The 22,959-nt window shown below is 31.8% G+C and carries 22 protein-coding genes and 3 tRNA genes; 13 read left to right on the plus strand and 12 right to left on the minus strand.

Annotated features, from left to right (window positions below):
* Positions 1-82 precede the first annotated feature (82 nt).
* The 6 genes from purH to rodA all read left to right on the plus strand — a co-directional run bounded on the left by purH (position 83) and on the right by rodA (position 7,197).
* On the plus strand, positions 83-1,609 hold the full coding sequence (gene purH / locus SLH33_RS07825) for a bifunctional phosphoribosylaminoimidazolecarboxamide formyltransferase/IMP cyclohydrolase (RefSeq protein ID WP_320418532.1): 1,527 nt from the start codon (positions 83-85) through the stop codon (positions 1,607-1,609).
* 84 nt (positions 1,610-1,693) lie between these two features.
* Positions 1,694-2,722 carry a rod shape-determining protein gene (locus SLH33_RS07830; protein WP_320418533.1) on the plus strand — a complete coding sequence of 343 codons (1,029 nt, stop codon included), beginning with the start codon at positions 1,694-1,696 and terminating at the stop codon, positions 2,720-2,722.
* 9 nt (positions 2,723-2,731) lie between these two features.
* On the plus strand, positions 2,732-3,559 hold the full coding sequence (mreC, locus tag SLH33_RS07835; RefSeq protein WP_320418534.1) for a rod shape-determining protein MreC: 828 nt from the start codon (positions 2,732-2,734) through the stop codon (positions 3,557-3,559).
* Complete coding sequence (locus SLH33_RS07840) at positions 3,552-4,055, plus strand: rod shape-determining protein MreD (RefSeq protein WP_320418535.1); 504 nt, start codon at positions 3,552-3,554, stop codon at positions 4,053-4,055. Before mreC ends, SLH33_RS07840 begins: the two co-directional genes overlap by 8 nt.
* Before the next feature lie 3 nt (positions 4,056-4,058).
* On the plus strand, positions 4,059-5,957 hold the full coding sequence (mrdA, locus tag SLH33_RS07845) for a penicillin-binding protein 2 (protein ID WP_320418536.1): 1,899 nt from the start codon (positions 4,059-4,061) through the stop codon (positions 5,955-5,957).
* Complete coding sequence (gene rodA / locus SLH33_RS07850) at positions 5,920-7,197, plus strand: rod shape-determining protein RodA (protein WP_320418537.1); 1,278 nt, start codon at positions 5,920-5,922, stop codon at positions 7,195-7,197. Before mrdA ends, rodA begins: the two co-directional genes overlap by 38 nt.
* 101 nt (positions 7,198-7,298) lie before the next feature.
* Here the strand turns inward: rodA and rpsT are convergent, their stop codons facing one another.
* From rpsT to proS, 4 genes are all read right to left on the minus strand, one after another.
* The gene (gene rpsT / locus SLH33_RS07855; protein WP_320418538.1) at positions 7,299-7,550 is read right to left on the minus strand and encodes a 30S ribosomal protein S20; all 252 of its coding nucleotides are present in this window, start codon (positions 7,548-7,550) and stop codon (positions 7,299-7,301) included.
* A 35-nt stretch (positions 7,551-7,585) separates the two neighbouring features.
* Positions 7,586-7,657 (minus strand) — tRNA-Glu (locus tag SLH33_RS07860).
* A gap of 125 nt (positions 7,658-7,782) precedes the next feature.
* A tRNA-Glu gene (locus tag SLH33_RS07865) sits at positions 7,783-7,854 on the minus strand.
* Positions 7,855-7,927: 73 nt separating this feature from the next.
* Positions 7,928-9,406 (minus strand): proline--tRNA ligase, encoded by a 1,479-nt coding sequence (gene proS / locus SLH33_RS07870; RefSeq protein WP_320418539.1) that lies wholly within the window; start codon positions 9,404-9,406, stop codon positions 7,928-7,930.
* A gap of 148 nt (positions 9,407-9,554) precedes the next feature.
* Here proS and SLH33_RS07875 point away from each other — a divergent pair, with 148 nt between their 5' ends.
* The 5 genes from SLH33_RS07875 (at position 9,555) to SLH33_RS07895 (ending at position 14,588) form a co-directional block, all read left to right on the plus strand.
* Positions 9,555-10,802 carry a hypothetical protein gene (locus SLH33_RS07875; RefSeq protein ID WP_320418540.1) on the plus strand — a complete coding sequence of 416 codons (1,248 nt, stop codon included), beginning with the start codon at positions 9,555-9,557 and terminating at the stop codon, positions 10,800-10,802.
* A gap of 25 nt (positions 10,803-10,827) precedes the next feature.
* Complete coding sequence (locus SLH33_RS07880; RefSeq protein WP_320418541.1) at positions 10,828-12,180, plus strand: hemin receptor; 1,353 nt, start codon at positions 10,828-10,830, stop codon at positions 12,178-12,180.
* A gap of 87 nt (positions 12,181-12,267) precedes the next feature.
* Positions 12,268-13,164: a NifU family protein gene (locus SLH33_RS07885; protein ID WP_320418542.1), complete on the plus strand. Its 897-nt coding sequence runs from the start codon at positions 12,268-12,270 to the stop codon at positions 13,162-13,164.
* Positions 13,157-13,885, plus strand: coding sequence for a bifunctional demethylmenaquinone methyltransferase/2-methoxy-6-polyprenyl-1,4-benzoquinol methylase UbiE (ubiE, locus tag SLH33_RS07890; protein WP_320418543.1), 729 nt, complete (start codon positions 13,157-13,159; stop codon positions 13,883-13,885). Before SLH33_RS07885 ends, ubiE begins: the two co-directional genes overlap by 8 nt.
* 1 nt (position 13,886) lies before the next feature.
* The gene (locus SLH33_RS07895) at positions 13,887-14,588 is read left to right on the plus strand and encodes a porin family protein (protein WP_320418544.1); all 702 of its coding nucleotides are present in this window, start codon (positions 13,887-13,889) and stop codon (positions 14,586-14,588) included.
* A gap of 191 nt (positions 14,589-14,779) precedes the next feature.
* On the opposite strand, the gene SLH33_RS07900 is transcribed toward SLH33_RS07895, so the two are convergent.
* The 3 genes from SLH33_RS07900 to SLH33_RS07910 are packed head-to-tail and all read right to left on the minus strand — an operon-like array spanning position 14,780 to position 16,403.
* Entirely contained in the window at positions 14,780-15,601 is an 822-nt protein-coding gene (locus tag SLH33_RS07900) for a mechanosensitive ion channel family protein (RefSeq protein WP_320418545.1), read from the minus strand.
* A 35-nt stretch (positions 15,602-15,636) separates the two neighbouring features.
* Positions 15,637-15,786 carry a hypothetical protein gene (locus SLH33_RS07905; protein WP_320418546.1) on the minus strand — a complete coding sequence of 50 codons (150 nt, stop codon included), beginning with the start codon at positions 15,784-15,786 and terminating at the stop codon, positions 15,637-15,639.
* A gap of 41 nt (positions 15,787-15,827) precedes the next feature.
* Positions 15,828-16,403, minus strand: a complete 576-nt coding sequence (locus tag SLH33_RS07910) for a sigma-70 family RNA polymerase sigma factor (RefSeq protein ID WP_320418547.1) — start codon at positions 16,401-16,403, stop codon at positions 15,828-15,830.
* Positions 16,404-16,618: 215 nt separating this feature from the next.
* On the opposite strand from SLH33_RS07910, the gene SLH33_RS07915 reads away from it, so the two are divergent.
* Positions 16,619-17,482 carry an RNA polymerase sigma factor RpoD/SigA gene (locus tag SLH33_RS07915; RefSeq protein WP_320418548.1) on the plus strand — a complete coding sequence of 288 codons (864 nt, stop codon included), beginning with the start codon at positions 16,619-16,621 and terminating at the stop codon, positions 17,480-17,482.
* Between the two features lie 132 nt (positions 17,483-17,614).
* Entirely contained in the window at positions 17,615-18,271 is a 657-nt protein-coding gene (gene rpe, locus SLH33_RS07920; RefSeq protein ID WP_320418549.1) for a ribulose-phosphate 3-epimerase, read from the plus strand.
* A gap of 44 nt (positions 18,272-18,315) precedes the next feature.
* Here the strand turns inward: rpe and SLH33_RS07925 are convergent.
* From SLH33_RS07925 to SLH33_RS07945, 5 genes are all read right to left on the minus strand, one after another.
* Positions 18,316-18,389 (minus strand) — tRNA-Arg (locus SLH33_RS07925).
* A 10-nt stretch (positions 18,390-18,399) separates the two neighbouring features.
* Positions 18,400-18,846, minus strand: a complete 447-nt coding sequence (locus tag SLH33_RS07930) for a GatB/YqeY domain-containing protein (protein ID WP_320418550.1) — start codon at positions 18,844-18,846, stop codon at positions 18,400-18,402.
* An 83-nt stretch (positions 18,847-18,929) separates the two neighbouring features.
* Entirely contained in the window at positions 18,930-20,783 is a 1,854-nt protein-coding gene (gene ftsZ / locus SLH33_RS07935; RefSeq protein WP_320418551.1) for a cell division protein FtsZ, read from the minus strand.
* An 85-nt stretch (positions 20,784-20,868) separates the two neighbouring features.
* Positions 20,869-22,227 (minus strand): cell division protein FtsA, encoded by a 1,359-nt coding sequence (gene ftsA, locus SLH33_RS07940; protein ID WP_320418552.1) that lies wholly within the window; start codon positions 22,225-22,227, stop codon positions 20,869-20,871.
* 1 nt (position 22,228) lies between these two features.
* On the minus strand, positions 22,229-22,954 hold the full coding sequence (locus SLH33_RS07945) for a cell division protein FtsQ (protein WP_320418553.1): 726 nt from the start codon (positions 22,952-22,954) through the stop codon (positions 22,229-22,231).
* Positions 22,955-22,959: the final 5 nt, after the last annotated feature.

The raw sequence follows: 22,959 nt of genomic DNA on the forward strand, positions 1-22,959 counted from the left end.
TTTTTTGTTGACGATCTTGTTAAATTGTATTGCACACCGACTTTAGTTTTAGTAAGTTTGTTTGCTCAACAACAACACAACAATGAGCACAAAAAAAACCATTAAATCTGCTTTAATTTCTGTTTTTCACAAAGACGGATTAGCACCAATAGCTAAAAAACTTAACGATTTAGGAGTTACTATATACTCTACAGGCGGAACAGAAAAATTCATCAAAGAGTTAGGTATTGATGTAGTTCCTGTAGAGGATGTTACATCCTACCCTTCCATTTTAGGAGGAAGAGTAAAAACATTACATCCAAAAGTATTTGGAGGTATATTAAACCGACAAGAAAACGAGAATGATATTGCTGAATTAACAGAATACAATATTCCGCAAATAGATTTAGTAATTGTAGATTTATATCCTTTTGAGAAAACAGTTGCTTCAGGTGCTTCTGAACAAGATATTATAGAAAAAATTGATATTGGAGGTATTTCTTTAATTCGTGCAGCAGCAAAAAATTTTAAAGACACATTCATTGTTTCTTCAATGGAACAATATGATGAATTCTTACATATAATTTCTGAAAATAAAGGAGAAACTACTATTGCTGACAGAAAACGTTTTGCTGCAAAAGCATTTAACATTTCGTCTCATTATGACACTGCTATCTTTACTTATTTTAATGAAGAAGAAACAGTTTATAAAGTAAGCGAACAAACTTCTCAAACCTTAAGATATGGTGAAAACCCACATCAAAAAGGTTATTTCTTTGGGAACTTAGATAGCATGTTTGATAAGCTGCATGGAAAAGAACTTAGTTACAACAACTTATTAGACGTTGATGCAGCTGTAAACTTAATGAATGAATTTACAGGTGAAGATCCAACTTTTGCAATTTTAAAACACAACAATGCGTGTGGTTTTGCACAACGCAAAACTATTCATCAAGCTTATGTTGATGCCTTAGCCGGAGATCCTGTTTCTGCTTTTGGAGGAATTTTAATTGCTAATACAACTATTGATAAGTCCACTGCGGATGAGATTCATAATTTATTTTGTGAAGTGGTTATTGCCCCTAACTTTAATGCAGATGCATTAGAAATTTTAAAAAGCAAAAAAAATAGAATCATTTTAATTCAAAAAGATGTTGAGCTGCCAACTCAAACTGTAAGAACTGCTTTAAATGGAGTATTAGTTCAAGACAAAGACAATAAAACTGATCAACTTGAAGATTTATCATATGCAACTAACAATAAACCTTCTGAAAGTGAGTTAGAGGACTTGTTATTTGCATCAAAAATTTGCAAACACACAAAATCTAATACTATCGTATTAGCAAAAAACAAACAATTATGCGCAAGTGGCACAGGCCAAACAAGTCGTGTAGATGCTTTGCGTCAAGCTATTGAAAAAGCAAAAAGCTTTAATTTTGATTTAAGCGGAGCAGTTATGGCAAGTGATGCTTTTTTTCCTTTTCCAGACTGTGTTGAAATAGCAGATAATGCAGGAATCAAAAGCGTAATACAACCTGGAGGCTCTATAAAAGATCAATTAAGTATTGATTATTGTAATACACATGATTTATCAATGGTATTTACAGGAACCAGACATTTTAAACATTAAGAATTATGATGTAATTTCTTACATTTTTTCATAGATTTGCGAGAATACATCATTTATAAAGAATAAAATAATTAACATAATTATATGGGATTTTTCGATTTTTTAACTGAAGATATTGCCATCGATTTAGGAACAGCTAATACACTTATAATTCATAATGGTAAAGTTGTTATTGATAGCCCTTCAATAGTTGCTCGTAACAGAGTTACCGGTAAAATTATTGCCACTGGTAAAGAGGCACAGAAAATGCAAGGAAAAACCCATGAAAACATAAAAACCATTCGCCCATTAAAAGATGGAGTAATTGCTGATTTTCAGGCATCTGAAGAAATGATTAAAGAATTTGTAAAACAAATTCCAGATATTAGAAAAAAACTATTCCCTCCTTCCTTAAGAATGGTCATTTGTATTCCTTCTGGTATTACAGAAGTTGAAAAACGTGCAGTAATTGACTCTGCTCGTCATATGAATGCCAAAGAAATATACCTTATCTATGAACCAATGGCAGCAGCCATTGGTGTAGGTATTGATATTATGGAGCCTAAAGGAAACATGATTATTGATATAGGAGGTGGTACAACAGAAATAGCAGTAATTGCATTAGCTGGTATTGTTTGTGATCAATCTGTAAAAGTAGCAGGAGATTTATTTACAAGTGATATTATGTATTATATGCGTACACAACACAATCTTCATGTGGGAGAAACAACTGCTGAAAAAATTAAAATTCAAATTGGTGCTGCTACTGAAGATTTAGACGATGCACCAGAAGATATGATGGTTCAAGGTCGTGATTTGTTAAGCGGAAAACCTAAACAGGTTCAAATTTCTTATAGAGAAATTGCTAAAGCCCTCGATAAATCTATTTTACGTATAGAGGATGCAGTGATGGAAACCCTATCTAAAACCCCTCCAGAATTAGCTGCAGATATATATAATACTGGTATCTATTTAGCAGGAGGCGGCTCTATGCTTCGCGGTTTAGATAAACGTTTATCAAGAAAAACAGATTTACCTGTTTATGTAGCTGAAGACCCACTAAGAGCTGTAGTTAGAGGAACTGGTATTGCCCTAAAAGATTTAGACAGATATAAAAGTGTATTGATTAAGTAATAATTAAACATGCAACAGCTCATTTATTTTCTTCAGAAGTATAAATACTTCTTGTATTTTTTGCTGTTACAGTTTATTGCTCTTGTTTTAATTATTAATAACCATAACTTCCATAAGAGCAAATTTATAAGCTCTACAAATTTTATTACTGGTGGGCTTTATAAAAAAAGAGCAGAATTATCTGAATATCTTGATTTAAAAACTCAAAATCAAATTCTTGTTGAAGAAAATAATAAACTAAAGAACCTTTTAGAGAAATATCATTATTATTCAGATACAATTGTAACAATAAAAGTTACAGACACTACTAACTATAAGCAGCAATACCAATACATAAATGGTAAAATTATAAATAATGAATTTCATAAACCTTATAATTTTTTAACCCTTAATAGAGGTATAAAACAAGGGATAACTTCTGAAATGGCTGTAGTAAACAATAAAGGTATTATTGGAATTACTGATAATGTTTCAAACTCATACGCAAGAGTTCAATCAATTTTAAACAGAAATAGTAAAATAAATGCTCGTTTTAAAAACAGTTTTCATTTTGGTACCTTAACATGGAATGGAAATGATTTTAATACAGTTCAGCTTACAGACATTCCAAGGCAAGCCACATATACTATTGGAGATACAATAATTACTGGAGGTAAATCAACTATTTTTCCTGAAGGAATATTGATAGGAACGGTAATGGAAGTTCCAAAAAACACATCTGCATTAAACACTATTAATGTCAAATTATTTAATGATATGAGTAACTTAAGCACTGTTTATATTATTAAAAACTTTGATAAAGAGGAAATAAAAAAACTACAAACCCCTAATGAATAAAAGTCTTTACTACATATTTTTATTCTCTTTTTTAATATTATTACAAGTACTAATATTAAACAATGTATTACTTTTTGGGTATGTAAATCCGTATTTATATATCGTTTTTATATTTCAGTTTCCGTTAAGTAAAAATCGTTTTCCTTTTTTAACTTATGCTTTTTTATTAGGACTAATTATTGATTTTTTTTCAAACTCAGGAGGAATTCATGCCTTTGCCACACTAACTATAGCTTTTTTACGTTTGTATTTCTTTAGAGTGGTTTTTCAAAAAACCGAGAGCGATTTTGAGTTTTTTAAACTAGAACAAGAAAGTTTTGGTAAGGTTTTTAACTACATTGTAATTTTAACTTTTATTCATCATTTTATTCTATATAGTTTAATTAATTTTAGCTTTCATAATTTTTCAAAAGTAATTATAAACACTATTTTATCAAGTATGTTTACATTATTGCTTTATTTTTTAGGAAGTTTCATTTTTAGTAGAAAGGTATAGTTTGTGAAAAGAAACATTTTACTTATTTTCTTAATTACTTTAATAGGTTTTATATACATAGGAAGGCTTTTTCAACTACAAATAATTATAGGTAGTAAAACAAATCCGGTGCAAAGTGCTGCCGTAAAAATTGAGTATGACTATCCTGAAAGAGGATATATTTATGACAGAAAAGGAAAATTGCTTGTTGCCAACCAACTCTCTTACGATGTAATGGTAACACCAAAAGATGTTAAGCCTTTAGATACCCTAGAGTTTTGTTCTCTTTTAAAAATAACCAAAGAAGAATTTAAAGAAAAATATAAAAAAGCAGAAAAATATGCTCGCTGGTTGCCTTCTGTTTTTGTAAAACAATTAGCTAAAGAAGATTTTGCTTTTTTACAAGAAAAATTACATAAATACAAAGGTTTTTATATTCAAAAACGTATCATTAGAAATTACCCTATTAAATCAGCTGCCAATGTAGTAGGTTATATTAGTGAAGTAAATGAACAAGTTGCTAAAAATAGCGACTATTATGAACAAGGCGAACTTATTGGTTGGTGGGGTGTTGAAAAAGAATATGAAAATGTTTTACGCGGAATAAAAGGAAAGAAACATTTTAAAAGAAATAACCTCAACAAAATTACTGGTTCATATAAAGATGGAATGTACGATACACTTGCTGTTCCCGGAAAAGATCTGATGTTAACCATAGATACCGAATTACAGCAATATGGTGAAAAATTAATGGCCGGAAAAAGAGGTGGTATTGTTGCCATAGAACCTTCTACCGGTGAAATTTTAGCATTAGTTACTGCTCCTTCTTACGATCCAAATATGATGGTAGGTAGAGAACGATCTGCAAACTCCGTAAAATTATTTGGAGACACTATTAACAACCCAACTTATGACAGAGGCTTACAAGGTGTATATTCCCCTGGTTCTCCTTTTAAAATAATTAACGGATTAATAGGACTACAAGAAAAAGTGATAGATGAAAAGTTTACCGTTCGCTGTTATGGAGGATATAGGTATGGTAAAAAACCACATGAATTCATGGGTTGTCACTGCGGTACGTATGGCAGACCCATCCGCCTTAAAACTGCAATTGCAAAATCTTGCAACAGTTATTTTGCAACGGTATACAGAAAAATAATCGACAAAGCAGACAAAACAGAAATAGGTTTTGATAATTGGAGTAATCATGTAAAAAGCTTTGGTTTAGGTAATTATTTAGGATACGATTTGCCTGTTGGGCAAAAAGGCTATATTCCCGATGCTAAATTTTATAATGATTGGTATAAATTTGGGTGGGGCCCAACCACTAATATATCTAACGCAATAGGTCAAGGAGAAGTGCTAACTACTCCTATACAATTAGCAAATGCTACAGCAGCAATTGCTAACAGAGGTTTTTATTACACACCGCATATTGTAAAAAAAATAAGTAATAATCAAATTCAAAATACTAAATACACCATAGCAAAAAAAACAAGTATAGATCCAGAATATTTTACCCCTGCTGTAGAGGCAATGCTTGAAGTTTTTAAAACAGGAACCGGTAAATGGAGTCAAGTTAAAGGTATTGAAATTTGCGGAAAAACAGGTACGGTAGAAAATTACATGAAAGTAAATGGCGAAAAAGTGCAACTTGAAGATCATTCAATACTCGTGGCTTTTGCCCCTAAAGAAAACCCTAAAATAGCTATGGCCGTTTTTGTAGAAAATGGCGGTTACGGATCTGTTATTGCTGCTCCCATTACTAGTTTAATGATTGAAAAATATTTGAAAGGAGATATTTCTAGAAAACATATTGAAGAGCGAATGATTAATATGAGCTTACAAAATATTTACGATAAACAAATTCAAAAAACAGACTCTCTTGAGACAAGAAAAAAACAACATCTTCTTAAACCTTGATTGGGTTTTAATTCTATTGTACTTTATACTTGTGGCTTTTGGCTGGATGAATATATATGCAGCCTCATCAACCAATACCTCTGGAGAAGTGTTTGATTTTTCAACTAAATATGGTAAACAAATTCTTTGGATTTTTTTAAGTTTTCCTTTAATTATATTTATTCTCTTTTTTAATTCAAAATTTTACGAACGCTTTGCAAGCGTGCTTTATTTAATATCTTTAACTTCACTAGTAGGTCTTTTTCTCTTTGGAAAAAATATCAACGGAGCAACATCATGGTATAATTTTGGCGGAGTTGGTTTACAACCATCAGAATTTGCTAAAGCCTTTACTGCTTTGGCAGTTGCTAAATTAATGAGCGATAGACAATATAGCTTAAAACTAATTAAAAATCAGATAAAAGCTTTTATCATCATTTTTACTCCTGCCTTTTTAATTACTTTACAACCAGACCCAGGATCTGCACTTATTTATCTTTCTTTCTTTTTTGTATTAAATAGAGAAGGTTTAACATTATCATATATCATTTTAGGCTTTTTAGCTATTTTACTATTTATATTAACCCTCTACTTTGGCACTAAAATCATATTACTAGCCTGTTTTATATTAATTACATTAGCATTGCTGTATGGAATGTATAAAGAAAGACAGTTTTTAAGATTTAACCTTTTACGCTTCCTAACTATATATGCAATAGTAGGTCTTTTTGTATATGGCGTAGGTTTTGCTTACAATAGTGTATTTGAACAAAGACATAGAGATCGCTTTGATGTTCTTTTAGGTAGAAAAATTGATACCAAAAACATAGGATACAATTCTTATCAATCAGAATTAACTATTAGTTCTGGAGGTTTTTGGGGAAAAGGATACTTACAAGGAGATAGAACTCAAGGGCATTTTGTACCCGAACAACACACCGATTATATTTTTAGTACTGTAGGTGAAGAATGGGGTTTTTGGGGAAGCAGCTTAGTAATTATTTTATTTATGGGGCTACTCTACAGAATTATTTACCTTGCTGAAACACATACTAACAAATTTGGACGCATATATGGATACGGCTTAGCATCAATCCTCTTTTTTCATATAATTGTTAATATAGGTATGGTTATAGGCTTGCTTCCAACGGTAGGAATTCCATTGCCTTTTTTTAGTTATGGAGGATCAGGTCTATGGGGATTTACATTACTTCTATTTATTTTTATAAGACTAGACGCACACAAAAAATATGATTGGTAATTTTATAAGAAAATTAAAGCCAAGTAATTAAAATATTTATAAAACAAAAAAGCATCACATTTATTATGTGATGCTTTTTATATTAACTAACCTTAAAACTCTTATAAAGCAGCTACATGTTTAGCTAACTTAGACTTCAAGTTTGCTGCTTTATTCTTATGAATAATGTTGTTTTTTGCTAATTTATCTAGCATAGAAACAACTGACGAAAACATTCCTTCTGCTTCCTTCTTATCTGTTGTAGCTCTTAATTTTCTAACAGCATTACGTGTAGTTTTATGCTGATACTTGTTTCTTAAGCGCTTCGTTTCGTTACTTCTAATTCTTTTTAATGCTGACTTATGATTTGCCATTTTGTAAAATTCTTAATTGTTTATAAAAACCTTTGTAGTCCGTACGGGAATCGAACCCGTGTTACCAGGATGAAAACCTGGCGTCCTAACCCCTAGACGAACGGACCAGTACAATCTTATTGATTGCGGGTGCAAATATACAACTCTTTTTTATATCTGCAACATTTTTATTTCTTTAATTATCAATTTGATAAAAAAAGCTCCGATATTAATTTCGAAGCTATAGAACTTGTAGTCCGTACGGGAATCGAACCCGTGTTACCAGGATGAAAACCTGGCGTCCTAACCCCTAGACGAACGGACCATTGCTTTTTTGCAATTGCGGGTGCAAATATAAAAACTGTTTTTAATTTGCACAACAACTTTTTTTATTTTTTTTAGTACGCTTTTGCAAATAAAACTCTCTTAGTTGATTTAGAACCTGTTAACACACAAACTCCTTCTTCAGTTTTTACATCATTAGGTATACACCTAATAGTTGCTTTGGTTAATTCTTTAATTTTATCCTCAGTTTCTGCTGTTCCATCCCAATGTGCTGATACAAATCCACCTTTGTTTTTGATTACATCTTTAAACTCTTCAAATGTGTTTACTTCTGTAATATGCTCATTACGGTAATTTAAAGCTTTGTTGTATAAACTCTCTTGAATTTCATCTAAAAGCTTAATTACTGTTTTAGTAATATCATCCTGATCAATAGTTTGCTTTTCAAATGTATCTCTTCTTGCTATTTCTACTGTGCCATTTTCTAAATCACGATTTCCCATAGCAATACGTAAAGGCACTCCTTTTAATTCATACTCAGCAAATTTTGCTCCAGGGCGCATAGTGTCTCTGTCGTCAAATTTAACCGAAACTCCGTTTGCTCTTAATTCTTTAACAATAGTATCTACTCTATCAGAAATAACTTTTAATTGATCTTCTCCTTTATAAATAGGAACAATTACAACCTGAATAGGTGCTAACTTTGGTGGTAAAACTAATCCTGCATCGTCTGAATGTGTCATAATTAACCCTCCAATTAAACGTGTAGAAACTCCCCAAGACGTAGCCCAAACATATTCTTGTTTTCCTTCTTTTGAAGTAAATTTAACATCAAATGCTTTAGCAAAGTTCTGACCTAAAAAGTGAGATGTTCCTGCTTGTAATGCTTTTCCATCTTGCATTAAGGCTTCAATAGTAAGCGTATCATCGGCACCTGCAAATCGTTCACTTTCACTTTTGGCTCCTTTAATTACTGGCATTGCCATAAAATTTTCAGCAAAATTTGCATATACTTCTTGCATTTGGCGTGCTTCTGCTAATGCTTCTTGTTTAGTTTCATGAGCAGTATGCCCTTCTTGCCATAAAAATTCTGCTGTACGCAAAAACAAACGTGTACGCATTTCCCATCTTACTACATTAGCCCATTGATTTATTAATAATGGTAAATCTCGGTATGACTGGATCCATCCTTTGTATGTATTCCAAATAATAGCCTCTGAAGTAGGTCTTACTACTAATTCTTCTTCTAATTTAGCTTCTGGGTCAACTCTTAATTTTCCTTCGTTATCAGGATCTGATTGTAAACGATAATGAGTAACTACCGCACATTCTTTAGCAAAACCTTCTGCATTCTTTTCTTCAGCTTCAAACAAACTCTTGGGCACAAAAAGAGGAAAGTACGCATTTTGGTGACCGGTTTCTTTAAACATTCTGTCTAATTCTGCCTGCATTTTTTCCCAAATTGCAAATCCGTAGGGCTTAATTACCATACACCCTCTAACAGCTGAGTTTTCAGCTAAATCAGCTTTTATAACTAGCTCGTTATACCATTTTGAATAGTCTTCTGCTCTTTTTGTTAAATGTTTACTCATAATCAAAAGTTTGGCATAAATATTGTGTATTTTTATGCGTAAATTGTGTTTGCAAAACTACGTTAAAAAGGTAATAAGCCCAACAAAGAAATTAAATTTTGCATATCATTTACAAAATGAATAAATTCAAACCTAAATTATTTAAGATATGAAGTCATATTACACCAACGCCAAACTTCCACTTTATATTTTATCATTTCTTTTAGTAACGCTACTTGTTTCTTGCGGAACAGCTCAAACGGTTACTGGTAGTGATGATGGAATTTATGCCGACGACATTGAACAACCGCAGCGTAGGGTAATTGTTACCGATCAAAGGGAATATCAAGAATACAATGATAACTACTTTACTAAAGAATTAGAGCGTTTGGATGAATTGAATGGTACTGATATCTTAACAGACATTGAAGATTATAATTCAGGTGAATATGAATACGATGATGTTATAGAAGAACAAGAACCTGAAACACAAATCACTTACAATACAAACGAACCTTGGGGTTATAATTCAGGTACGGATGTGGTAATTAACGTTAACACTTTTGGTGGTTATAATGGATGGAATTACTACGATCCTTACTGGAGCGATTATTATTGGTATCGTCCTTGGAGATCTAGATGGGGCTATAGTTGGGGATACAATCCTTACTGGCACCCATATCATTCTCCTTACTATTGGAATACAGGTTTTTATGTTGGTGCAGGTTATTACAATCCTTATTATTACCCTTACTACAGAAATTACGGTTATCCATACAGATACAACCGATATTATAATGATAGATATTATAGAAGAAATGTATACAGAGGAGCAAATCCATACAGAAGAAGCTCTTCAGTAACTGCAAGAACAAGTTCGAGAAGATCAACTTATAGAAAAGCTACAACCTCAAGAAGATCATCTAATGTTTACAGAAGATCTACTACTCCATCAACTCGTTCTCAAAGAGCAACAAGAATTGACAGAAGTGGTTCTAGAACCAGAACTTACAGTCCAAGTAGAAGTTCTGGAAGCACAAGAGGTACTAGAACTATAAGATCTACTCGTGGAGGAACAAGATCTCACTACGTTACAGGAGGTTATAAAACTGTAAATGATTCAAGAAGAGTAAAAACTCGTGAAGCTAATAACTATTCAACTTCTGATAAAGTACGTTCTACAAAAGAAACTACAAAAAGAACTCGCAGAAGTTATTCAACAGAAAAAAGTGGCAGAACTAAATCTTACAAGTCTTCTAACAGAAATAATAGCTCTTCTCGTAACTATTCTAATAGAAGCTCTTCGAGAAGTAATAACAGAAGCTACTCAAGTAATCGTAGTTCTTCCAGAAATTCTGCCTCAAACAGGAGTTCTTCAAGCAGATCATCATCAAGAAACTCAAGATCAAGAAGATAACAAACACCTAATATAAAAACGCAAAATGAAAAAAGTTTTAACATTTGTAGCTTTAGCTACCGTGACTTTTACGTCCTTTGCTCAATCATTAAGTTATAATGATTTAGGAGTATTATTCTCTAAAGATGACAATTACGGAACAGCTCGTTTTGAAGCCATGAGCGGTGCTTTTGGAGCCTTAGGTGGAGATGTTTCTGCAACAGGAATTAACCCAGCAGGTGGTGCTGTTGCCATTAACAATAAATTTTCTATTACTTTAAATAACAGAAATACAGATTACTCCTCTTCATACTACGGAAACAATACTGCTTTCCAAGATGATTATTTTAATATTTCACAAGCAGGTGGAATTTTAAGTTTTGATACAGCCTATAATTCTGATTGGAACCGTTTTGCTTTTACCTTTAACTATAGAATGAAAAAAGACTTTGATGGGTATTATTCAGTGCAAGGTAACAGTGGGGCTTTATTCTACCCAGAACACTTTTCTGATAATAGTGCTACACCAACTCAATTTGATAGAAGTATCGACCAATATGCTGAAAGTTCAACAAGCGGTCAAACAAGCGTTTTTAATGTTGGATTTTCCGCAGTACATCAAAATAAATTATTTGTAGGTGCTTCCTTAAATTTTCATGACTTGAGATATCATCAAACTGCATACCTAAATGAAATAAATGATGATGTTGATGGTAATATATTAGATATTGCAGAAGTTGAAGATATTATTTATGATGGAAGTGGATTTTCTTTAAGTTTTGGATTTATTTATAAATTCGACCAAAACTTACGTTTGGGATTAGCATATGAAACACCAACATGGTATCAAGAGATTGTTGAGGATTATGCAAATAGATTAACAATGGACGGTGTGTCAAATTTAGATCTTGAAACCTATGATGATACTTTTATTGCTGATTTATATGTATATAAATTCAAATCTCCAAGTAGACTTACTGCCAGTGGTGCTTATATTTTTGGTAAAGATGGTTTGATTAGTGTTGACTATACTTATAAAGATTACAAGAATATAAAATATAGAGATCCAGGTTTTGAACAAGAAAACTCAAACTTTACAAATAATTATAGAGGAACTCACGCTTTAAACATCGGTGCAGAATGGCGTTTTGACAAAATGAGAGTAAGAGCAGGATACCACTACGAAAAAGATCCTAATCTTTTAGCAGGGGGTAATACTAATAAAGATAATGTTAGAGGTTTTTCAGCCGGTTTAGGTTATAATTTTGGTAATGTTAAATTCGATTTAGGATATACAAATTCAGAAAACAAAGAGTTCTATTCTTTGTATAACAATGGTGATGTTGTTTTAGACAATAATACCTCAAGAATATCCGGAACTCTCACATTTAACCTATAAGAATAAAAAAATCCTGTTTAAAACAGGATTTTTTTATACCTTAAAATATCAGTTTTTTACCGTAATTTTGTCGTTCATTTATTTTTTATGAGTACAATTAAAATTAATATACAAGAAACTGCCAACGAAACTATTTTAAAATTTATAAGCAATACTATTTTAATAAATGGCGGTAGTTATGAATATAATAACATAGACGAAGCTAAAAACTCTCCTTTAGCACAGCAATTATTTTATTTACCTTTTGTAAAAAAGGTATTTATTACAGCTAATTTTATAGCAATTCAACGCTATGATATAGTACAGTGGAATGATGTAGAAGAAGAAGTTAGAGAACAAATAGAAGCTTATTTACAAGATGGCAATGCAGTTGTTAATGAACAGGCTGCAACTAAAAAAGAAGCTGTTGAAGTGTATGCAGAAGTAACGCCAAACCCAACAGTTATGAAGTTTGGCACTAACAAGCCCTTAACTCAAACAGATGTTGAATATAAAAATATTGATGAGGCTAGCAAATCATCTCCATTAGCAACCGCGTTATTTAACTTTCCTTTTATAAAAGAAGTTTTTATTTCTGAGAACTATATTTCTATTACTAAGTATGACATGGTAGATTGGAATGACGTTTATCAAGAAGTTCGTACATTTATTCGTAATTATATTCAAGAAGGAAAAACAATTATAGCAGAACTACCGAAGAAGGAAACTGAACAAAATGTTGAAATCTCTAAAGAGAACCTTGATGACACTTCTGCAAAAATTGTTGATATCTTAAATGAATATATTAAACCTGCTGTAGCATCTGATGGAGGAAACATTGCTTTTAAAGCATACGATACAGATAGTAAAAAAGTAAGTGTAATATTACAAGGTGCATGTAGTGGCTGTCCATCTTCTACCATCACTTTAAAAAATGGTATTGAAACCATGTTAAAAGAAATGTTACCAAACCAAATAAACGAAGTAGTAGCAATTAATGGGTAAACAAGTTAAACCGTACAAGGACTCAGAACTAGGTAAAAAAGAGCAAGTAGCTCAAATGTTTGATAATATTTCTGAAAATTACGACGAATTAAATCGTGTAATATCTTTAGGAATTGATGTTAGTTGGCGAAAAAAAGTAGTAAAACTTGTTGGAGAAAACAATCCTAAACAAATTTTAGATATTGCTACAGGAACTGGTGATTTGGCTATTATGATGGCTTCTTTACATCCTATCAGAATAGTTGGATTAGATATTTCTCAAGGAATGTTAGAGGTTGGAAAACAAAAAATTGCCAAAGCAAATTTATCAGACACTATTGAAATGGTTGTGGGTGATAGCGAAAATATTCCTTTTGAAGACAATACTTTTGATGCTATTACTGTTTCTTTTGGTGTTAGAAACTTTGAAAACCTAGATAAAGGACTTACCGAAATACATAGAGTATTAAAACCAGGAGGAAAATTTGTAGTATTAGAAACCTCGAATCCAACAAAATTTCCTTTTAAACAGGGATATAAATTCTACACAAACTTTATTCTACCAACCATAGGTAAAATGTTTTCAAAAGACAAAGTTGCATACTCTTACCTATCTGAAAGTGCAAATTCTTTCCCTTTTGGAAAAGCATTTAACAATATTTTAGAAAAAAACGGGTTTAAGAATGCAAAGAATTTACCGGTAACCTTTGGAGTTGCCTCTATTTATACATCAACCAAGTAATATGCATAAGAAAATCTTTTTATTCAGTTTTTTACTATTAGTTATACAAAACTCTTTTGCTCAAAAAGAAAAAGTTTTAAACCTTCCTAATTTTGACAAGCCTTTGTTTCATTACGGTTTTTATTTGGGTTTGAATAAAAATGATTTTAAAGTAGCGTACAAACCAACAACCATAACAACAAATCCTGAAGTTGAAGTTGAAGCTTCTGTTGGTTTTAATGTTGGTTTAATTGCTGATTTGCGTTTACACAACAATATCAACCTACGTTTTGAGCCTGGGTTGATATCAAACACTAAAACACTCCGTTTTAAGCATATTGCTAACGAAAATGAAGGTACAAGAGAAGCAGGAAACACTTATTTACACGTTCCTTTAATTTTTAAGTTTAGTACAAATAGATTAAACAATGTTAGACCTTATGTTTTAAGTGGTATTTCATATGATTACAACTTTTCAAGCAATGAAGGTAATCAGGATGATAATTTTTCTGGTGAATTCAGACAAAAATCAAGCAACTTCATGTATGAATTAGGTATTGGAATGGATTTTTACCTGCCTTACTTTAAATTTTCACCATCTATTCGTGGTATTTTTGCTATTAATAACGAGTTAAAATATGACAATAGAAGTCCGAGTGCTTGGACAGATCCAATTGATTTTATGGGAACTCGAGGTATTTTCATCCATCTTGCTTTTGAGTAAAACGAATAAAAAAAGGGTTGCTAAAGCAACCCTTTTTGGCTGTAATTTCTTACAGCAAATTAGATAGAAGTCCCCCGAAATCTACCAATTAGTATTTTGGTTTTAATTGAATTTGTATATTCAAATTGAATTAAAAACAAGTCCATTATGATAAACTATATAACAAATATAGTTATTTTTTTAAATCCGCTTTATTTTTTTATAATTATTTTAGTATCAACAACTTCTTTAATAGGTAGTATTATTTTCTCTCCCTTAGCTGTAGCAACGGTTACACAAATATTATCAATAGCCACCACTACTCCTTCTACCTCGCCAATTTTAATTTCTGAACCAATTTCAATATTTTTTCTTGAATAATAACCAAATAATAATCTTGCAACAGCATCTTTTGCTCCCAACCCAAAGGCTATGGTAAAAGCTAATAAAATAGATCCTAATAATAAAGTAACATTACTTTTAATAATAGAAGTATCTACCTCTGCTTGATCTAATGCTGTAATGGATAAAAAAACTACAATAATGTAAAAGACAATATTACCTACCAAATTTCCTCCTGTTAAATCTAATGACTTAAAAGTAGACTGTATAGCTTTTTTTACAACAGTGCCTAAATAAGCTCCTCCAACAAAAATTGCTAAAGCAGTTAATAGTTTGGGTAAATAAGCAAAAAAGCTTCTTATTCCATCAGAAACAGCATCCATACCAAACATATCTGCTCCCACCATTACAAAAATGAAAATCAAAAACCATTTTAATACTCCTAAAATTACTTTGGTTAACACTATGTTTATAGTAGTATCTCCAAAAATTTTAGTTTCACTTAATTTTTTTGACCATTGATCAATATTTGTTTTTGATAATATTTTTCTAATTACATAAATAACTATTTTTATAAATAACCATGCAAAAATTACAAATGCTAAAAACTTGAATAACGTTGGTAGTGCATTAAGTATATCTTCAAATATTTTTTGAAAGGGTGCTAAAATTTCATTTTTAAAATCTGACATGGTATTAAGCTTAAGTTAGTTTTATTTAGTTTAGTTTAGTTTTCTTTCTTGTCGTTTCTTTCTCCTCCAGTAAGAAGATCTCCTATAGTATTAGGATATTTAACTACAAATAAATCCGCCATATCTATAGACAATTTGATCATTGCCACATCGTTAAGCACTCTTTCCTTGAGTACTTCTGGCAACTCCTCATTATGTAATATTTTTTTAAACGGATTATCCATAATTACAATAATTCATTATACGCTTTAACTACTTTTTCCTTTGCTCTTTTTAATCGCATTTTCACTGCACTTTCTTTCAGATCTAAAGATTCCTGAATTTCTTTTAAACTCATATCATCCTGATATTTCATTAATAAGATCATTTTATCTGCCGGATCTATTATTTCAAGCGCTTTAGCAAGTAAATCAGACTTCATTTCAAATAAAGATGCATCATCAATTTGGTTGTCATTAATATCTTCATCTTTAATAACATCTGTTACTATGGTATTCTTTTCTTTCTTTTTGGCGCTATTTCTTTGAACGTAATTTACACAGAAATTATAAGTAAAGGAATACAACCAAGTAGAAAACTTAGACTTTCCTTTAAACATTCTTATTTTAACGAAGAGTTGTACAAAAACATCGTGTGCCAAATCTTGTGCTTCTTCTTTACTTTTACAAAATCCGTAACATTTATTATACACTACACGACCATACCTGTCATATAAAATAGCGAATAAATGAGTATCATTATTTTCTACTATTTTCTTAACAAGCTCTTCATCGCTCAATTTTGTAGCATCGATAGTTTTCAAAGGCAATTACTTACTAAGTAGGATATATTTTATTAGACACACAATATAATAGTAAGTCACTTTTTGTACTTAAACTGTTTATAAATTTAGTATTAATTATTACAATAAAAATATTTTTAGAAAAAAACTTTACTTTTTTGTAACATTCATTGTTTTTTAAACGTATAAAGTAATGCAGGTCAATTAATAATTAATTTAAATTACCTTTTAAGTACATGAGACAACTTAAAATTACAAAACAGGTTACTAATAGAGAAACCGCGTCTTTAGACAAATATTTGCAAGAAATAGGAAAAGTAGATCTTATCACTGCTGATGAAGAAGTAGAATTAGCACAAAGAATTAAAGCAGGTGATGAAAGAGCTTTAGAAAAGCTTACCAAAGCAAATTTACGTTTCGTAGTATCTGTAGCTAAACAATACCAAAATCAAGGATTAACCTTACCTGATTTAATTAATGAAGGAAACTTAGGGTTAATTAAAGCCGCAAGACGTTTTGATGAAACTCGTGGTTTTAAATTTATTTCTTACGCTGTATGGTGGATTCGTCAATCAATTTTACAAGCATTGGCTGAACAATCTCGTATTGTACGTTTACCATTAAACAAAATTGGTTCTATTAACAAAATCAATAAAATGTATGCGTTTTTAGAGCAAGAAAATGAGCGTCCGCCAAGTGCAGAAGAAATTGCGAAGAAGTTAGATATGACTGTAAGCGATGTAAAAGAATCAATGAAAAACTCTGGGCGCCACGTATCAATGGATGCTCCTTTAATTGAAGGAGAAGATTCTAACTTATACGATGTATTAAACTCTGGAGAATCTCCAAACCCAGATAAAACTTTATTACATGAATCTTTACGAATTGAAATTAATAGAGCTTTAGAAACATTAACTCCTCGTGAAGCCGATGTAGTTAAATTATACTTTGGATTGGGAGAACATCAGCCAATGACCTTAGAAGAAATTGGTGAAACATTTGATCTAACACGTGAGCGTGTTCGTCAAATTAAAGAAAAAGCAATTAGAAGGTTAAAACACACCTCTAGAAGTAAAATTTTAATGACCTATTTAGGTTAAAACATACAAACACAACAAATAGTTATACAACTATTCGTTTTTTGATTAATGAATGGAAAGCTCTCAATTTTTTGAGAGTTTTCTTTTTTATATTGTACTTTTACGCGCAAAATAACAACACAACAAAATACAATGAGTAAACTAATAGCCCCATCAATTTTAGCTGCAGATTTTGGCAATTTACAGCGTGATGTTGAAATGGTAAACAATAGTGATGCCGACTGGTTTCATATTGATATTATGGACGGAGTTTTTGTTCCGAATATTTCTTACGGAATGCCCGTTTTAAAAGCAATTACTAAGCACGCAAAAAAGACAATAGATGTACATTTAATGATTATTGATCCTGATAGATACATTCAAACTTTTGCAGATTTAGGTGCAGATATTTTAACTGTTCACTACGAAGCGTGTACACACTTACACAGAACTATTCAGGCAATAAAAGCTGCGGGTATGAAAGCTGGTGTAGCTTTAAATCCGCATACACCCATTGCTGTTTTAGAAGATATTATTAATGATATAGATTTAGTACTTATTATGAGTGTAAATCCTGGTTTTGGCGGACAATCATTCATAGAAAATACGTACAAAAAAATTCAGCAGTTAAAAAATTTAATTGAATTTAGTGAAACTGATACGCTAATTGAAGTAGACGGAGGAGTTACCGATCAAAATGCTAACAAACTAATAGAAGTTGGAGCAGATGCTTTAGTAGCTGGAAGCTTTGTTTTTAAAAGTGAAGATCCTACTGCCACAATTGCAAATTTGAAATCCATCATAAACTAATAAAAAAATAAACCTCGAAGTAAGCTTCGAGGTTTATTTTTTTGTGACCCCAGGAGGATTCGAACCCCCAACCCTCAGAGCCGAAATCTGATATTCTATCCAGTTGAACTATGGGGCCATAATAAAAGTTATGACAATTTTTCTTTTACAATTGCTGAAATAGTTTTCCCATCTGCTTTCCCTGCCAATTGCTTAGACACAATTCCCATTACCTTTCCCATATCTTTCATTCCGCTTGCACCTGTTTTCTCAATAGTTTGCTCAACTACTTCTGTAATTTCTTCATCACTTAGAGCTTCTGGCAAAAACTGTTCTAATACGGCTGCTTCTGCTAATTCTGGTTCTGCTAAATCTTCTCTATCTTGCTCTTGAAATACTTTGGCGCTGTCTTTTCTTTGTTTTACCTGCTTTTGAACAATCTTTAATTCTTGTTCTTCAGACAAATCTCCAGCTCCAGCTTCTGTTTGAGCTAACATAAAAGCCGATTTTAAGGCTCTTAAAGCAGTTAAAGCTACTGTGTTTTTAGACTTCATAGCTTCTTTCATTTTATCCGTTACTTGTTGTTGAATGCTCATAATTTTTGTTTTTGAACTCAAATATACCAATAAAAAAATTCCTGATTTCTCAGGAATTTTTACCATGAATGAATGTATTAAAATTAGTCGACATTGTCATGAAGAAAAGAATTGTTTGATCGCAATTGGATATCCTCCTCATTGTTATTCAAAGCAGTCTTTGCTTCGCTAATTTTACTGTTAACATCTAAATCTACACCTAAACGTTTATATGCTGGCTGACGCTCAATTTCATCAATATTTTTACTTACCTGATCGGTAAATTTATAGTTGAATCCTTTCATTTTTTCACGTCTTTCTTGTGCTCTTTTTTGTAACTCAGAAATTGTTAAACTTAATGGTGATGCTTCTTGACCATTCTCAATATTAGAAGAATCGTCTATTGTTTTAGTTTTGACCTCAAATTGTAATTCTTCTTCAACTTCTTTAGTTATGGATGGTGTTGAGCTTTTTCCTATAGTAGGCTGTACATCAAAATCGTCTAACACATAACGTTTTTCATATTTTTGTACTACAACTTCTTCTGCTTTTACTTCAATATCTTTTATATCATCTGTTGTATCTATTAAATTGCTATTTGGTTTTATTTCTTCATAAGAATTTAATGGTAAGTCAAATAATAGATCTTGCTGAATTGGAGCTTCAATCTTTTCCTCTTCAACAACTTGTGTTATGTTTGTGATAACAAAATCCTCTTCCGATACATTATGAATATCAACCTCTTCAAAAGTTACATTAATATTTCTTATTGCTTCAGTAGTTTTTATGAGGTCTTGTTTAGGTTTTGTTTCCTCTTCTACATCTAAAACATGCACTACTTTTTTATTTGTAGCTATAGGTTCATCAACTATTTTGGCTGTAGTTAATGGAGTAGTATCAAAATTATACGTTGCTTTTTGTTCATCTTCTAAAGTATGAACAATTTTTTTCACCTCTGTATTTGTAATTGTTGATTGCTGGTCGGGTGCAAAACCTGTAGCAACTACTGTTACTGCTATTCCGTCTTCTAAAGCTTCATCTTCACCAATACCCATAATGATGTTAGCATCAAACCCTGCTTCTGTTTGAATATAATCATTAATTTCACCTATTTCATCAAGGGTTACCTCATTGCCTCCAGATACAATTAATAACAACACATTTTTGGCTCCAGTAATTTTATTATCGTTTAATAACGGAGAATCTAATGCTTTAACAATAGCATTTTTTGCTCTATTGGCTCCTGTTTCTTTTGCAGACCCCATAATAGCTGTACCACTATTAGACAATACTGTTTTAGCATCATGTAAATCAATGTTTTGTTTATAGTGATGTGTAATTACTTCTGCAATTCCTTTAGCCGCTGTTGCTAAAACCTCATCTGCTTTTGAAAAACCTGCTTTAAAACCTAAGTTTCCGTAAACTTCTCGTAATTTATTATTATTAATTACAATTAAAGAATCTACATTTTTACGTAATTCATCAATTCCTTTTTGAGCTTGTTTTGAGCGCATTCTTCCTTCAAACTGAAATGGCATAGTAACGATTCCTACCGTTAATATATCCATATCTTTAGCAATTTTAGCAATAATAGGTGCCGCACCTGTACCAGTACCACCGCCCATACCTGCAGTTATAAAAACCATTTTGGTATGTGTATTCAGCATTTGTTGAATTTCTTGAATACTCTCTGCTGCTGCTTGCGCTCCTATTTCTGGATTTGCTCCAGCACCCAACCCAGAGGTTAAATGTGCTCCTAATTGAATTTTATTAGGGATTGGACTGTTTTCTAATGCTTGTGCATCTGTATTGCAAATAACAAAATCTACTCCGTGAATTTGTTTGCTATACATGTGGTTTACTGCATTACTACCACCCCCACCAACACCAATAACTTTAATCGCATTGGATTGTGTTTTTGGTAAATCAAATGAAATGTTATCAAATTCTGCGCTCATAATAACTTTCTTTTTTAAGTTTTAATCTTTTTTATGGTTTGTCCTTTGTATAATGGGGATTTAACTTTTGGACACTTTCTTTTCTTTATTCTGCGTTATCTAAAAATTCCTTGAACCGTTCTGTAAACTTTTCAAAAAATGATTTGTCTTTCCTTCTAGGTTTATATACCTCTTTTTTAGCTACATTCTCAGCTATTTCTTCTTCATCATCTTCAAAATATTCATCTTCAAAAGAGGTTTGTGTTTGCTTAGGCACAAAAACAGGCTCTTCAATATATTTATCCTGCCTTTTTAAGCCTTCCATTAATAACCCAACTGCCGTTGCATATGCCGGACTTGACAAATTATCATCACTATCACCAGCTAAATGCTCGTTTGGGTAACCAATACGAGTATCCATACCTGTGATATATTCTACTAACTGACGTAAATGTTTTAACTGAGATCCTCCTCCTGTTAATACAATTCCTGCAATTAGTTTTCCTTTTTGGGTTTCGTGACCGTAATTTTTAATCTCTAAATACACATGCTCAATAATCTCTTGTACTCGTGCATGTATTATTTTTGAAAGATTTTTAAGCGTAATTTCTTTTGGTTCTCTACCTCTTAGTCCAGGTATAGAAACTATCTCAGTATCTTTATTTTCACCAGGCCACGCAGAACCAAACTTAATTTTAAGTAATTCCGCTTGTTTCTCAATAATTGAGCATCCTTCTTTAATATCTTCAGTAATTACATTTCCTCCAAAAGGGATAACCGCTGTATGACGAATGATTCCGTCTTTAAAAATTGCTAAATCCGTTGTACCTCCACCTATATCAATCAAAGCTACACCTGCTTCTTTTTCTTCTTGGCTTAATACTGCGGATGCAGATGCCAGTGGTTCTAGAGTAATATCTGAAAGATCTAAACCAGCACTCTTAACACATCTACCAATGTTTCTGATAGAAGAAACTTGACCAACTACCACATGAAAATTAGCTTCTAACCTGCCACCGTACATACCTACTGGCTCTTTAATATCTGGTTGACTATCTACCTTGAATTCTTGCGGTAATACATGAATAATTTCTTCACCAGGTAACATTACCAGTTTATGAACTTGGTTTACCAACTCTTCAATATCACTCTCCGTAATTACTTCATCTGCATTCGGACGTGTAATATAATCGCTATGATGCAAGCTTCTTATATGCTGACCTGCAATACCCACAACTACATCGTCAATTTTCTGTCCCGAAACACTTTCTGCCTCGTCAACTGCTTGCTGAATAGACTGAATTGTTTGAGTTATGTTATTTACCACACCTCGTTTAACACCTAAACTTTTCGCTTTACCAATACCTAGAACTTCAATTTTTCCGTATTCATTTTTGCGACCAATCATGGCAACAATTTTGGTGGTACCAATGTCTAAACCAACTGCTATTTTATTGTTTTCCATCCTATTGTTGTTTTGTGCACACCACTTGGTTGTGATATTTTACATTAATTTTTTTATACTCTTTAATTGTATTGTCTGACAACGCTTTGTTATAAAATGCTTTAAGTTTTTTAATTTTTACATCAACATGATCAAATTTTCCAAAGTCAATTACAAAATCACCACTCCTCACATTAAAAACGTACTCGTTAAAGGTTGTTTTATGTATACCCACAACTTCTTTATGCAAAAAATCATCTTCAGAAATAACCTTAGCCAATTGGGTTAATTCTCTAATTTCTTCTGATGATTTAACGCCAGAAACCAAAGGCACTCTTGCCGAAAAATTTATTGATAATGGCATTTTTCCCCCTTGCTTGTCAACATAAAAATCTTCTTTTACATCAACAATTCGAGCTATTGGCTCGCGCTGTTTTATTTGTGTTTTTAATAATCCGTCGGGTGTTAAAAAAACGGTTGCTTTTTCAACATAAGGATTAGATAACACGCTATTTTCTAGACTGTATAAATCTATAACACTTTTCGGCTGATTTTTAACTGTTGTTTCATTTTGTATTAACAACTTATTAACCGATTCATGCGTTAAAAATGAATTTGTACCTGCGTCAAATTCTACTTCAATATTTTTTACTTTTTTATGCTGATTTCTATCTAAAGAAAATCCATACACAAACAGTAACAACCCAATTAAGGGCGGCAAAAATAAGTATGTTGTAACTTTTTTCATACTCT

The organism is Tenacibaculum sp. IB213877, assembly GCF_034043975.1.
GTDB lineage: Bacteria > Bacteroidota > Bacteroidia > Flavobacteriales > Flavobacteriaceae > Polaribacter.